Raw genomic sequence first — 14467 nt, 5'->3', positions numbered from 1 at the left:
TGCGCCGCAGAGGCGCAGAGAGCGCAAAGAAAAATTGAAATGAAGAACATTCTAAATCAACTTCCACAAAAAGCAAAAGAAGCCGAGGCCGAAAACAAAAAGTTTTTTGCCAAACTAAAAAAGAAGCCACCCAAGCATCTCGATACTTTGATGCAGGAGTTACACGAAGAAGAGTTTGAACGAACAGATTGTCTTACTTGTGCCAATTGTTGTAAAACCACAGGGCCGCTTTTCACCGATAAAGATATCGAGCGAATTGCTAAGCATTTTAGAATGAAACCACAGCAGTTTATTGAAACCTATCTAAGAATTGACGAAGATAAAGATTACGTACTACAAAGCGTTCCTTGTACCTTTTTAGGTGCGGATAATTACTGTAGTATCTACGACGTACGCCCAAAAGCGTGTCGCGAATTCCCACATACCGATAGAAAAAAGTTTCAGCAGATTTCTAACTTAACAATGAAAAACGTAGCTATCTGTCCAGCAGCTTTTAATATTGTAGAGGAAATGAAGAAACGCTTGCCGAGATAAATAGTGGTTTCGGCTTCGCTCAGTCATCAAAACCGATCTTTTAACGGAGATTGAATAGGTCATAGAGCGTCGTCGAAATGAAATTATTTATACAACAAATACTTTTCTCTTACTTTTCCAAATTCATTAAGTCCTTTCTTCCAAGTAGCTCGAATTTCGTCGGCAGATTTACCTTGTTCAATTTGTTGTTGCAGTTTTTTAGTACCTGCTAGTTTTACGAAAAATGAATTAAAAAAATCTTTCTTTCTGCCGTTGGCATTGTAGGCATCAATCAACCACTCTAAGTTAATTTTATCAAGTTTAGGTTCATTTCTTAGATCTTTCCCGTAACAAAGTTCTCCTTTAAATTTTGGGCTTTTTGCTCCTTCATTTGATTGTGGAGTATATGTAAAGTTATATTTTGAAGCAGGTAAGCTCGGCGCTCCAAATACTTGAAACTGCATTTCAGTTCCGCGGCCAGCACTTATAAATGTGCCTTCAAAAAAACAAAGGCTAGGGTAAAGGTTTATGGATTGGGCGTTAGGTAAGTTTGGTGAAGGTTTTATAGGAAGTGAATACTCTATTTTATGATTGTAATTTTTCATACTTATCACACTCAATTCACATTTTACACTGTTTTTTAACCAGCCCTCGCCATTGATCATTTTTGCATATTCGGCTATTGTCATTCCGTGTACAATAGGGATTGGGTGCATCCCTACAAAACTTTGATTTTCTGCTTCTAAGATTGGGCCGTCAATATAATGTCCGTTTGGATTTGGACGGTCTAAAACGACAACTGGTATCCCTGCTTCGGCACATGCTTCCATTACATAATGCAATGTAGAAATATAAGTGTAAAAACGCGCACCAACATCTTGTATGTCGAAAATTACAACGTCAATTCCTTTTAGTTGTTCTAGTGACGGCTTTTTGTTACTGCCATACAGTGAAATTAATGGAACACCCGTTTTTGAATCTACGCCGTCTTTTACGTGTTCGCCAGCATCGGCAGTTCCGCGGAAGCCGTGTTCTGGAGCAAAAACTTTTTTTACTGATACTTTCTTAGAAATTAAAAAATCTACCAAATGCTGATTTTCACTTTCTAAAAAGGAAGTCTGATTTGCAACTACTCCAACATTTTTACCATTTAAAAGTTCAGAATAAAGGTCGAATTGTTCCGCCCCAACGACAATTTTGTGGTCACTGAGTCTTTCAGCTTCACTCATTGTAAATTGCGTTAAAGTGTCGTCCTGATTCTTGTCTCTTACTTCTTGGTTCTCTTTTATCCCTTCTCTCTGCTCTTTCTTTTCAGTAGAACTTCCACAAGAAAAAATGGTTAAAACAAGCAATAAAACTGTATTTTTGAAAAAATTTAAGCCCATATAATCGTAGTGAATTTCGAATTTTTCATCGCTCGGCGCATCGTTGCTTCCAAGGACTATAAAAGTAGTATTTCGGCACCGATTATAAAAATTGCAATTACGGCAATTGCGTTGGGTATTATTATGATGCTTATCTCCATTGCCACAGGTGTTGGACTTCAAAAAAAGATTCGCGAAAAGGTTTCGGCTTTTAATGGCGATATTGTTATTTCCAATTTCGACACTAACTTTTCCAACGATTCTCAAAATCCTATTTCAAAAAATCAGGATTTCTATCCAACTTTCAAAAACATCGAGGGCATTAAACACGTGCAAATTACTGCCTCAAAAGGAGGTGTAATACGCACTGAAACAGATTTTGAAGGTGTAGTTGTAAAAGGAGTAGGCAGCGATTACGATTGGGGGTATTTTGAAGACTATTTGGTAGATGGAAAACTCCCAGATTTTAAAAGTGATTTAAATTCGGAAATATTAATTTCAGAATATTTAGCAAACAGACTTCATTTTAAGCTTGGAGATAGAGTCACTACATTTTTCCTAAATGATGATGTTTCTAAAACACCCCGTAGTCGAGGTTTTGAAATTGTAGGGATATACAATAGCGGCTTTCAGCAGTTTGATGAACAGTTTATTATAACAGATATTCGTCACATACAACGTTTGAATAAATGGGAAGATGACCAAATTGGCGCTTTTGAAGTCTTTGTAAACGATTTTGATAATATAGTTCCTATCGGAAACGAGGTTTATAATGAAACCAGTAGCACGCTAGACACACAGACTATCCGTCAGAAATACGCCTCTATTTTTGAATGGCTTGATCTTTTCGACTTTAATATTATTATGATTATCGGGATTATGATATTGGTGGCGGGCATTAATATGATAACAGCTTTATTGGTCTTGATATTAGAACGCACCCAAATGATAGGAATTCTAAAAGCGCTGGGTAGCAGCGATTGGAGTGTTAGGAAAGTGTTTCTATACAACGCGATGTATTTAATAGGGGTTGGTCTTTTTTGGGGAAATGTTATAGGGATTGGTTTACTTTTAATTCAGAAATACGGCAAGGTTTTTAAACTAAACCCAGATACTTATTATGTTAATAAAGCTCCTGTATATCTGAATTGGGACTTTATTCTACTATTAAACGCAGGTACATTTTTGCTTTGCCTTTTAATGCTTTTAATCCCTTCTTTTATAATTTCGAAAATTTCTCCGGTTAAGGCTATTCGGTTTGAGTAGTTTTTTGTTAAAACACTGATTATCAACTTAAATCTACGGATAGTCAGTTCATTACGACCGATTATAAAGTGTCTCTTTTTAATTTCTTTTATAAACATAACCTTTGGTTTTAATAAGAAGAGCTAATACCGCGAAAACAAGTAGTATTTTTTACGAGTTTAATATTGATTTCTTCTTTTATTAAATGATTTTCTCCTCTATTTAAATTGAATTTGTTTAGACAGGTCAATAATTTTTAAAAATCATTTTAAAAATGTTTGTAAAAAATTAAAAGGGAGTAATCTGAAAATCCTTACAAATAGAGTAGGAGCAACTTAAATACAACTATCATGAAAAATTTAATCTTAGGCGCAATGGCGCTATTAACAAGTGTATGCTTTGCACAGGTTCCTTGCGATACCTGTACACCACCACCAGCTTTTACTCCAGGTGCGTTTACCAATCAAACAGGAGTAACAAATAATGCAGGCATTTATCAATGGGAATTACCTACACCAACTCCATCTCATTACGGTAGAATAGATCAATTTGGGTTTTTTAATTATGCAAGAACGTACCAAATAGGTAAACGTAACTATTCTTTAACTCAACAATTTGGAAATAGAAATAACGCATTTGTACTTCAATGGGGAGAAGACAATAGTTCGAAATTATTACAAGTTGGAAGAAGAAACAATGCTTCTGTTATTCAGGTAGGGGATGACAATTGCAGTGATGGGCTACAAGTGGGAAACAGAAATGATTTGAACGTACTTCAGTTTGGTAATTTTAATAATTCAAAAACTCAACAAATTGGTAATAACAACTACATAGAAGTCGACCAAATAGGTAACAGTAATATTTCTAGTGCATCTCAAATAGGTAATAGTAATTCTGCTGATATAGACCAATTGGGAAACATTAATCTATCTTGCGTAGTTCAGGTGGGTAATCAGAACATGGCGGCAGTAAATCAAAAAGGGAATTTTAACTATTCTGAAATTCATCAAAATGGGAATCGTAATTATGCCAATGTAGGACAGGAAGGCGATTTTAATTTGGCTGTTATAGATCAGGAAGGAAATGATAATATGTCTGACATTGACCAATTAGGAGATGGTAATCTGGCATATAACTTACAAGATGGAAATGCAAATATGTCTGATATAGATCAAAAAGGAAATGATAATTTTTCTGTGGCCTATCAACTAGGAAATGGAAATATGAATTTGTCTATACAAGAGGGAGATAGAAATACCAATGAGATTTTGCAGCATGGAAACTTCAATATAGTAGACGTACAACAATACGGAAATGATAATTGTAATATAACAGAGCAAATAGGAAACATTAATTTTGCAAGTACTTTACAAGTGGGCAACTTAAATTGTGCAGAAACATACCAAACAGGAGATGGTCATATAGCTACCACAACTCAGTTCGGAAATGGGAATTATTCCATAATAGTGCAAAATTAATATTCGTCAATTAAAAGAATTACATACTTCATAATTATTTGGTTAAAATTAAAAGCACCCGCCAATTATCAATATAATGGTGGGTGTTTTTTTGAAAAGTAATGTTTTAATAATATAAACTAGAGATTAATAAAACCCCTAAAACACTGTAAATTAATTGTTTATATTTTTTACATTTATAAAAAAATTTGATTCGAACTCGGCAACATATTATCTTACTATTGTTATTCATTACAGGATATATTTGCTTTGCTCAGGATTATATAAATTATACCGAAAAAGATGGACTGGCGAGTAATTTTGTATATAGAATGACCCAAGATAACGAGGGATTTATTTGGTTTTTAACTGATAAGGGCATTAGCAAGTTTGATGGTAAATTTTTTAAAAATTACACCACTAAAGATGGTTTACCCACAAATGATAACTGGCATATCCGTATTACTCCCGATAATAGAATTTGGTATTTTTCGAGGAGTGATGAGTTGGGGATTATTAAAAATGATAGTGTATTTAAATTTAAAGCTAGCAATGGCAAGATGATGAACCCGAACGGGCGTCTCTTTCAATCGAGAAATGCTATTTCCTTTATTGACTATCAAGTTTCTTATGTTTTTTCAGACACCATATGGCTCTCCAAAAAGAATCAAACTTGTAAAATACAATTGCTTAATAGGGATGTGTTTATAGTTTCAGATAGTACGGGTAGAGAAGTACAGCTGGAAGACAAGCACGGGTGTATTCTTTCAAGGTTTAAAAAAAATCCGGTTTATAGGACATTCTATCAATTTAATGATTCCCTATTAGTTAGAGCCTTAGATAGTTATTATGAAATCATTAATTTAAATAGTTTTGAGGCTGTCTATGGCGACTTACCCCATTTCAAGAATAATGAAAATTCAAACAGTCATGTAAACTTTAATCAAGCAAATAATAGGCTTCAACTTTCTGGCCATAATTGGCTTATAACACTTAATAATAAGTTAGAGGTTAGTGAAACATTTGTTATTCCCACTAGTTTAAATTCCACCCATAGTTTTCAAGATAAAGATGGATTTATTTGGGTTGCCACAAATACTAATGGAGTTTATAAATTGCCAATTGGGTATAGTTCAATTTCCAATTTTTTCGCAGGTAAGCAAATTTCAAAATTAATAGAAATAGACGATGTTGTCTATGTTGGGGTTGACGAAGTTGGAGTTTACAAATTAGAGAAAAATAAGCCTAAGTTGTGGGTAAAAGAAAATATTAGGTTGAATAACATTTCCACTTTTAAGGAAATGATTTGTTACAATTTTAGATTTTATTTAATTATGGAAAACAGATTAGGGTTTAAAAAAACCGAACCTTCGAATCCTACATTTTCTTATGGTAAGAAAATAATAAACTATAATGAAATTTGTTTCTCGGAAGGTAATTCTGGAATTTGGAGGTTAAATAAAAATCTGGAACCTGAAAAGGGATATATTAATCATCCTTACTATCAAGGTCTTTTTGAACAAGAAGATTCGCTCTTTTCATTTAGTTTTAAACAGATGCTGTTCTATAATAATGAAACCGACGCCTTCCAAAATTTCAAGAATGAAGAGATTGGACAAAAATTTTTAACTAACACAGAATATGCAGGTCAAAATTATATAGGTACTGAGGGAGGTGGATTGTACCTTTTTTCTGACGGGAAGCTTCATAAATTAATACCAGACGACACTGCTGTTATAAATCAAATTTCTATTGAAAACCCCAAATCTATTTGGGCTATTTCCGAAGGAATACTGCTACATTATACATTAGATAATAATGGGTTTTTTTCAATTAGAAGATTTAGTCAAATAAACGGACTGCCAACAAATAATTTAAATGCTATCCTTTTTCACAATAAGAGATTGTATTTAGGTTCAACTTCAGGTTTAAATATAGTCAAGAAGTCTGCAATTAAGCAGGCAAGTTATTTTATACCCTATGTAAAAAGCATCTATTTAAATGAAACTAGGAAAGGCTTGGATTCCCTGGCTTATCTCTATAAAAAAAATATGAACCTTAAAGTTAACTTTGGATCTATTAATTTTTTTGATTCTAGTAATACAACTTATGAATATCGTCTAAAACCTACACAAGCCAATTGGACTACTACAGCATCGGGTGAGGTGAATCTATACTCCTTACAACCTGATAATTATACATTGGAGCTTAAAGTAAGTCACAACGGTATTACCAAAATTAAGGGAGTAACCGTTTCAGTGTTACCAAATTGGTGGCAAACTTCAAAATTTAAATGGGCTGTGACATGCCTATCTTTAATTTTTGTGACTATTGTTTTATGGATAATTAGTGTGAATCTTAGAAAAAAGCGTAATAAAAAATTAATTCAAGAAAGGCAGTTAGCTCAATTAGAGCTTAGAGCTTTACGCTCGCAAATGAATCCCCATTTTATTCATAATTCACTGAATGCTATTCAATATTATATTCAACGGCACGAGGTAGAGCTTTCAGAGGACTATCTTTCAAAATTCGCAACCTTAATTCGCCTTTTCTTCAAATATTCCCGAAGAGGTAGTATTAGTATTGAAGAAGAAGTTTTTTTATTAAGGAATTATTTGGATGTTGAAAAACTAAGATTTGAAGATAAATTAGAATATGAAATAAAGGTTGATGAAAAAATTGATATTGATGAGCAGCTTTTACCTTCTATGATCTTACAACCTATAGTTGAAAATGCTGTTAATCATGGTTTATTTCACAAAGAGACAAATGGAAAATTAGAAATACAATTTACTTATAAAAATCCATCTTCATTTATGATAACAATCCAGGACGATGGTATTGGATTATTGCAATCAAAGAAATTATATAAAAATTCATCTAAAAATTATCAAACTAGATCATCAAATGTATTAAGTGAAAGATTAGAGCTTTTAAAACAAAGTAAAAAATGGAATGTAAAATATAGTATAGAAGATCGATCATTGATCGAAAAGTTTGCTACTGGAACTTTAGTGACTCTTATATTTAAACAATTTTATTCAAAATGAAGGTAACAGCATTACTTGTAGATGACGAACGAAAGTCTCTTGCAATCTTAAAGAATAAACTGGAACGTTTATGTCCAGGGATTTCTATTGTCGGCGAAACAAGAAATCCTAAGGAAGCCTTGATACTCATAGATGAATTGCTTCCACAACTTATCTTTTTAGATGTTGCTATGCCCGGAATGAGTGGTTTCGATCTTTTGGCGTCAATAAAAACTCCTTCTTTTGAAGTTATCTTTGTTACAGCTTTTGATAATTATGCTATAGATGCAATAAAACACTGTGCTATTGGGTATTTAGTAAAACCTGTGAAAAGTCAGGATTTAATCGCAACCGTAGATAAGGCAATTCAGAATATAGAAGAAAAAACTTCCTTTAAAAAAAACCAACTATTGATTGAAAATTTAGAGGTTCGAACTTTTCAGAAAAAGAAGATTGTTATACCAACATTAGCGGGAATGGAATTTATTAAGATTAAAGAAATAATTCGTTGTGAAGGTGAAGACGGGTATACTAGAATTCATTTCAAAAATCGAAAACAAATACTGAGTTCTCATAGTATTGGGCATTTTAATTCGTTGTTAGAAAATCATGATTTTTACTTAGTACATAAATCCCACCTAATCAATCTTCATCATATAGATAAGTATTTAAATGAAGGGACCGTGATTTTAAAAAACAATTGCAAAGTTCCCGTATCCCGTAATAGAAGAACTGATTTTTTAAGTAGAATTAAGTAGCAATTTTGAAATTTTTCTGTTCGAATATTACTTTGAATTATCGAATTTTCAAAACCTATCTAGAATTATTTTTTCTGTATTCGTAACTCTTAATTTAGAATGATATCTTTGCACTCTTAAAATTTGTTATGGAATACGCAGAAAATATACTAGGTACTATTGGGAATACACCCATGGTAAAAATCAACAAAATAATTGGAGACATTCCGGCTTTGGTACTTGCCAAATACGAAACTTTTAACCCTGGAAACTCGGTAAAGGATAGAATGGCATTAACCATGATTGAAGATGCTGAGGCTGATGGTAGGTTAAAACCAGGCGGAACAATTATAGAGGGGACTTCTGGAAACACCGGAATGGGTCTTGCACTTGCAGCAATCGTTAAAGGCTACAAAATGGTTTGTGTAATTAGCGATAAACAGAGTAAGGAAAAAGTTGATATTCTTAGAGCGGTGGGTAGCGAAGTAGTAGTTTGTCCAACAGATGTAGCTCCTGAAGATCCACGCAGTTATTATTCTGTTTCAAAAAGATTAGCAGAAGAAACACCTAATAGTTGGTATGTAAACCAATACGACAATCCAAGCAATGCCAAAGCACATTACCAAAGTACAGGGCCGGAAATCTGGGAACAAACAGATGGAAAAGTAACGCATTTTGTGGTTGGTGTCGGTACAGGGGGAACAATTAGCGGTGTAGGTAAATACTTAAAAGAACAAAATCCAAATGTAAAAGTTTGGGGAATTGATACTTACGGAAGTGTTTTTAAAAAATATCACGAAACGGGGATTTTTGACGAAAATGAAATTTATCCGTATATAACCGAAGGAATTGGTGAAGATATTTTACCGAAAAATGTAGACTTTAGTATTATCGATGGTTTTACGAAAGTAACCGATAAGGATGCGGCAATTTACACTCAGAAACTTGCTAAAATGGAAGGTTTCTTTTTAGGGAATTCTGCTGGAGCAGCGATTAAAGGGTTGCTTCAATTAAAAGAGCATTTTACAAAAGATGATGTGGTTGTAGTTCTTTTCCACGATCACGGAAGTCGTTACGTTGGGAAAATGTATAACGACGAATGGATGCGTGAGCAAGGCTTTGTAGAAGACAAGGAATAAGTAGCTAAGATTAGTCCTTCGTTATAATTGATTAATCGGTTTTAAGGCTATAAGTTTTATTTTTGTATCTTAACTGAACTGCTCTAGAGAGTCTACTTAAGTAATCACCAAAATGAGATTCCTTTTAGGTGTGAACCATTGTGGATTGAATAAAAGCCTATGACTAAGTATATCTTGACAAAGTTCAGGCAAACAGAATTCTCAGAGTAGAGAAAATTAAAATTTTAACTGTAATAATGAAAAACGAAGCTAAAAAACTTTTCCGCTTTCTACGTACTAAGCCTGTACCAACAAATACTAATGAGATTTTAGCATTGGAGCGCACAAAGTTAGCCAACGAGCGAACGTTACTTTCATATATACGCTCCTCGTTATATTTGCTAATAGGTGGGATTGGGATTTTACAGTTGAAAGATTTTGAGAGTATAAAGTGGTTGGGATACGTAGCCCTTGGAGTATGTGTTATATTTTTGGCTGTTGGTATAATCCGGTATATGCTACTTATGCGTAGGCTTTATAAATGGAATCGTATTTTATTTGTCGATACTATTCCTAACCCAGTAGAGAAAAAGCCAAAACCTAAAGACTCTAGAGTTGAAGTAGAAGCCAAGTAATATTTCAGTATATTTACTAAGGCTTATTTAAAACTCTTAATGATTTTGGAAATGAACGAGGACTTTCTACATTATTTGTGGAAATTTCAGAAGTTCGATACATCTAAGTTTTACACTTCGACGAATGAGAAATTACACATTGTAAATCAAGGGAGCCATAACTTTAATTCAGGCCCCGATTTTTTTAATGCCCAAATTGAAATAGATAATCAACTTTGGGCTGGCAATGTTGAAATTCATATAAAATCTTCAGATTGGTATGCGCACAATCACGAACTGGATCCCGCTTATGACAACGTAATTCTTCACGTTGTTTGGATTCACGATGTTGAGGTTTATAGAAAAGACGGTTCCATTATTCCGACTTTTGTAATTAAAAATCACACTCCAAAAAATGCGATAACACAATATCAAAAGCTGTTTTCCAAATCTAAGAAATGGATTAATTGTGAAAACGACTTTGCTGATGTAAATGAGTTTGTGATTGAAAATTGGTTGGAGCGACTTTATTTCGAAAGGCTTCAAAAGAAAGAAGCCATAATTATAAGTGAGTTGGAAGATTCTCAAAATCATTGGGAAAGCTTGTTATTTAAAATGCTGTGCAAAAACTTTGGCCTTAAAATTAATGGAGATTCATTTTTTAGCATTGGAAAGTCGGTAAACTTTTCAGTTGTAAAAAAATGTAGTCAGGATTTAGAGAGTTTGGAAGCGTTGCTGTTAGGGCAGGCAGGTATACTCGAGGGCGATAAGGAAGATCATTACTTTAAAGCTTTAAAAAGTAAATACGAATATTTGAAACTCAAGTTTGGGCTTGAAAATAGTAGTGTAATATCACCAAAATACTTCAGGTTAAGACCTCCTAACTTCCCCACTATTAGACTATCGCAATTGGCTAATTTGTACGCTAATAAAACAAATCTTTTTTCAAAAGTAATTGCTTCAGAAAAGCTAGTGGAGTTATATAGGCTCTTCGATATTCGGGCAAGTTTCTATTGGAATAATCATTATAACTTTGGAGTTCCTTCCGCTAATAGAAAAAAGCAAATAACAAAAAGTTTTATAGACCTGCTTATTATCAATACAATTGTTCCTATCAAATTCTGTTATGCTAGGCAACAGGGAAGAGACGCTGCAGAGGAGATAGTAAGATTAACTTCCGAAATTGCTTCAGAAGAAAATTCCATTGTAAAAAAGTTTAATTCTTTAAAGTCTGTTTCCAGAAACGCATATCAAAGCCAAGCATTACTTCAGCTTAAAAATGAATACTGTGATAAAAATAAATGTTTACAATGCGCAATTGGAAACTCGATTATGAATTCAGAGGAAGGAAAATAATAAACTTTTAATTTTGATTCCGTATTACTGTATTTAACTACAAAATTGTAATTTGCGAATATGTTGCAGGCCATTTATAAATTACGTCACTACCTTGAAAAAAGAGGTTTTTATGTGTCATCAAGATTGGCAGACCGTTTAGGGATGCGTGCCAAAAGCGTTAGGTTATTCTTTATATATGTTTCGTTTGCCACATTAGGTGTTGGTTTTGCTATATATCTCACCATGGCATTTTTATTAAAACTAAAGGATCTAGTTAATACTAAGCGTACTTCAGTGTTCGATTTATGATTAAAAAATTCAATTCAAAAATAACCGTCGCGCTGCTTTTGCTGCTTATCGTTTTTATGTCCGGTGTTTTTGGATTTCATTTTATATCTGAATACAGTTGGATAGATGCTTTGTATATGACCGTTATTACCATTACAACGGTTGGTTATGGAGAGGTTATGCCTTTAAATCCTCAAGAGAAAGTTTTTGTATCTCTTTTTATTATTTCGAGTATCTTTATTGTGGGTTACGCCATTTCTGTAATTACGGAATATTTAATAAGCAAAAATTTGGGTCGGTTTAGAGAGAAAACGGTTCTAAAAAAATTAAAATCTATGAAAGACCATATAATAGTTTGTGGATACGGTAGGAATGGAAAACAAGCTGCTCAAAAACTTCTAGCTTATAACAAGCAATTTGTGATAATAGAAAAAGATGAAGAAGTGATCGATCGTTTTTCTGATGAAAATATGCTTTTTGTTTCTGGTGATGCAATAGAAGATGACGTTTTACTGAAAGCTGGAATAGAAAAAGCATCAACACTGATATGTGCTACTCCTAATGATGCCGATAATTTATTTATGGTACTTTCAGCTAGGCAGATGAACAAAAACTTGAAAATTATAAGTCGTGCTAGTGAAGAAACCAGTTATAAAAAGCTAAAACTTGCTGGTGCTGATAATGTAATAATGCCAGATAAAATTGGTGGTGATCACATGGCTTCCTTGGTGGTAGTGCCAGATTTAGTCGAGTTTTTAGACAATCTTGCGGTATCTGGAGAGCAAGATAGTATTAATGTTGAGCAAATACCCTTCGAGAAAATGTGTCCTGATGGAAAAGAACAAGTCATAAAAGACTTAGATGTTCGAAAAAAAACGGGGTGTTCTATTATTGGATATAGGGCTCCTACAGGTGAATATATAGTAAATCCAGAACCATCACTATTAATACAAAAAGATTCAAAATTAATTTTGATTGGGCGTCCCGATCAAATTGAAAGTCTTAAAAGAGAATATGGGGTTTAGGAAAGCCTTAACAATTTATAGGGGGATTTTTTGAAATTCTAATTTTTTTTAAGCATCTTGCTTCGTTTTAAATATAACAATGTTAAATTTTAAAAATCCACTATGAAGAAATTTCTTCTTTCACTTATCACTTTTATCATTCCATTTTTCACTTTCGCACAAGAACTTTCCACTTCTGAAAGGATAGATTTAAATTTTAAAAAATATACTGGTTGGTTTGTTGATGGCATTTTCTATGAAATTCCATTTTCAGAATCCTTTCAAATTCCTTGGGTATTAATAGTACTTATAGGAGGTGCTCTTTACTTTACAATTTATTTTAAGCTTATAAATGTTACTGGGTTTTATACGGCTGTGAAAGTTGTAATGGGTAAGTATGAAGATATTGAAAAACACGGGGTGGATACCTTATATGGTGATGTAACTCCAAACGAACAAGAAAACCTTATAGAAACAATTCGCGATGATAGTGCTGATGGTGAGGTTTCACACTTTCAAGCATTAACGGCTGCGCTTTCTGCTACTGTTGGTCTTGGTAATATTGCTGGGGTTGCTGTGGCACTGTCTATTGGTGGTCCAGGTGCAACTTTCTGGATGATCTTAGCTGGTGTACTAGGTATGGCTTCCAAGTTTGCTGAATGTACTCTAGGGGTTAAATTCCGAGATGTAGGTCCAGACGGAACTGTGTATGGTGGTCCAATGTACTACCTTAAAAAAGGATTGGCTCAAAAAGGGATGGGCGGATTAGGAAAAGTACTCGCTGTAATATTCGCAATTTTTGTTATTGGTGGTTCTTTTGGTGGAGGAAATATGTTTCAAGCCAATCAAGCTGCAGCCCAATTTGTTCAACTTTTCGACCTTCAAGGTACAAGTGCTTCGATATGGTTTGGTATTGTAATGGCTATAATTGTAGCTTTTGTTATAATAGGGGGTATTAAAAGAATTGCAAAGGTTACTGAAAAAATTGTTCCTTTTATGGCCGGTATTTATGTACTTGGCGCACTTATTATTCTAATAGCAAACTACAATCATATTGGTGATGCATTTGCTCTTATTTTTGAAGGAGCTTTTTCTGGACTTGGTATTGCAGGCGGACTTGTAGGGGTTATGATTCAAGGTATTCGTCGTGGTGCATTTTCAAATGAAGCGGGGGTGGGATCAGCTGCTATTGCTCATTCTGCCGTGCGAACTAAATATCCAGCTTCTGAAGGTATTGTAGCACTTTTAGAACCGTTTATCGACACAGTGGTTATTTGTACTATGACGGCTTTAGTGATTGTAATTACAAATTTCGACAACAATATAATTCAATATGGAGTAGAAGTTAAGGAAGGGGTGGAGCTTACAGCAACTGCTTTTGATAGTGTAATTCCTCACTTTTCAATCGTTCTTACAATTGCGGTAATAATGTTTGCTTTCTCTACAATGATTTCTTGGTCTTATTACGGTATGCAAGGTTGGGTTTACCTTTTTGGAAGGGGAAAAGTAACGGAACTTGTATATAAACTGCTATTTTGTATCTTTATTTGGATTGGTTCGGTTATTAGCCTTGGATCGGTAATTAACTTTTCCGATGCAATGATTTTCGCAATGGTGGTTCCTAATATTATTGGAGTGGTGATACTAACGCCAATAGTACGAAAGGAACTTAACCGATATATGAAAGCTATAAAAATTAAACACCAGGCTATTGATGACGGACTTGAAGATATGTCCAAACATTTATAACTAGAGTTATT

At 33.8% G+C, this 14467-nt stretch carries 12 protein-coding genes; 11 read left to right on the top strand and 1 reads right to left on the bottom strand.

Translation table 11 applies throughout. The features are described 5' to 3' along the window. Window positions 1-39 precede the first annotated feature (39 nt). A complete protein-coding gene (locus RT250_RS12460; protein ID WP_313115132.1) occupies window positions 40-534 on the top strand; it encodes a YkgJ family cysteine cluster protein in 495 nt (164 codons plus the stop codon). 83 nt (window positions 535-617) lie between these two features. Here RT250_RS12460 and RT250_RS12455 read toward each other — a convergent pair whose 3' ends face one another. Next, window positions 618-1898, bottom strand: a complete 1281-nt coding sequence (locus RT250_RS12455; protein WP_313115130.1) for an exo-beta-N-acetylmuramidase NamZ family protein — start codon at window positions 1896-1898, stop codon at window positions 618-620. 9 nt (window positions 1899-1907) lie between these two features. On the opposite strand from RT250_RS12455, the gene RT250_RS12450 reads away from it, so the two are divergent. From RT250_RS12450 to RT250_RS12405, 10 genes are all read left to right on the top strand, one after another. Continuing rightward, a complete protein-coding gene (locus RT250_RS12450; RefSeq protein ID WP_313115129.1) occupies window positions 1908-3143 on the top strand; it encodes an ABC transporter permease in 1236 nt (411 codons plus the stop codon). Between the two features lie 329 nt (window positions 3144-3472). Next, window positions 3473-4600 carry a hypothetical protein gene (locus RT250_RS12445; RefSeq protein WP_313115127.1) on the top strand — a complete coding sequence of 376 codons (1128 nt, stop codon included), beginning with the start codon at window positions 3473-3475 and terminating at the stop codon, window positions 4598-4600. 188 nt (window positions 4601-4788) lie between these two features. Beyond that, window positions 4789-7629, top strand: a complete 2841-nt coding sequence (locus RT250_RS12440; RefSeq protein WP_313115126.1) for a sensor histidine kinase — start codon at window positions 4789-4791, stop codon at window positions 7627-7629. Further along, window positions 7626-8366, top strand: a complete 741-nt coding sequence (locus tag RT250_RS12435) for a LytR/AlgR family response regulator transcription factor (protein ID WP_313115125.1) — start codon at window positions 7626-7628, stop codon at window positions 8364-8366. Before RT250_RS12440 ends, RT250_RS12435 begins: the two co-directional genes overlap by 4 nt. A gap of 128 nt (window positions 8367-8494) precedes the next feature. Continuing rightward, window positions 8495-9484 carry a PLP-dependent cysteine synthase family protein gene (locus RT250_RS12430; protein ID WP_313115124.1) on the top strand — a complete coding sequence of 330 codons (990 nt, stop codon included), beginning with the start codon at window positions 8495-8497 and terminating at the stop codon, window positions 9482-9484. A gap of 236 nt (window positions 9485-9720) precedes the next feature. Next, entirely contained in the window at window positions 9721-10098 is a 378-nt protein-coding gene (locus RT250_RS12425) for a DUF202 domain-containing protein (RefSeq protein WP_313115123.1), read from the top strand. A 51-nt stretch (window positions 10099-10149) separates the two neighbouring features. Continuing rightward, window positions 10150-11433, top strand: a complete 1284-nt coding sequence (locus RT250_RS12420) for a DUF2851 family protein (RefSeq protein ID WP_313115121.1) — start codon at window positions 10150-10152, stop codon at window positions 11431-11433. A gap of 60 nt (window positions 11434-11493) precedes the next feature. After that, entirely contained in the window at window positions 11494-11724 is a 231-nt protein-coding gene (locus tag RT250_RS12415; protein ID WP_313115120.1) for a PspC domain-containing protein, read from the top strand. Then, window positions 11721-12728: a potassium channel family protein gene (locus RT250_RS12410; protein WP_313115118.1), complete on the top strand. Its 1008-nt coding sequence runs from the start codon at window positions 11721-11723 to the stop codon at window positions 12726-12728. The genes RT250_RS12415 and RT250_RS12410 overlap by 4 nt, the downstream gene beginning before the upstream one ends. Before the next feature lie 102 nt (window positions 12729-12830). Then, a complete protein-coding gene (locus RT250_RS12405) occupies window positions 12831-14456 on the top strand; it encodes an alanine/glycine:cation symporter family protein (protein WP_313115116.1) in 1626 nt (541 codons plus the stop codon). The last annotated feature ends 11 nt before the right edge of the window (window positions 14457-14467 follow it).

The sequence above is a fragment of the Aequorivita sediminis genome (assembly GCF_032080575.2).
GTDB classification, from domain to species: domain Bacteria; phylum Bacteroidota; class Bacteroidia; order Flavobacteriales; family Flavobacteriaceae; genus Aequorivita; species Aequorivita sediminis.
The sequence above is the reverse complement of the archived record's forward strand: the minus strand, read 5'-3'. Positions and strand labels throughout refer to the sequence as shown.

Coding starts and splice junctions, on each gene's coding strand:
- RT250_RS12460 (WP_313115132.1), top strand. CDS start 40: ATGAAGAACATTCTAAATCAACTTCCACAAAAAGCAAAAGAAGCCGAG.
- RT250_RS12455 (WP_313115130.1), bottom strand. CDS start 1,898: ATGGGCTTAAATTTTTTCAAAAATACAGTTTTATTGCTTGTTTTAACC.
- RT250_RS12445 (WP_313115127.1), top strand. CDS start 3,473: ATGAAAAATTTAATCTTAGGCGCAATGGCGCTATTAACAAGTGTATGC.
- RT250_RS12435 (WP_313115125.1), top strand. CDS start 7,626: ATGAAGGTAACAGCATTACTTGTAGATGACGAACGAAAGTCTCTTGCA.
- RT250_RS12430 (WP_313115124.1), top strand. CDS start 8,495: ATGGAATACGCAGAAAATATACTAGGTACTATTGGGAATACACCCATG.
- RT250_RS12425 (WP_313115123.1), top strand. CDS start 9,721: ATGAAAAACGAAGCTAAAAAACTTTTCCGCTTTCTACGTACTAAGCCT.
- RT250_RS12420 (WP_313115121.1), top strand. CDS start 10,150: ATGAACGAGGACTTTCTACATTATTTGTGGAAATTTCAGAAGTTCGAT.
- RT250_RS12415 (WP_313115120.1), top strand. CDS start 11,494: ATGTTGCAGGCCATTTATAAATTACGTCACTACCTTGAAAAAAGAGGT.
- RT250_RS12410 (WP_313115118.1), top strand. CDS start 11,721: ATGATTAAAAAATTCAATTCAAAAATAACCGTCGCGCTGCTTTTGCTG.
- RT250_RS12405 (WP_313115116.1), top strand. CDS start 12,831: ATGAAGAAATTTCTTCTTTCACTTATCACTTTTATCATTCCATTTTTC.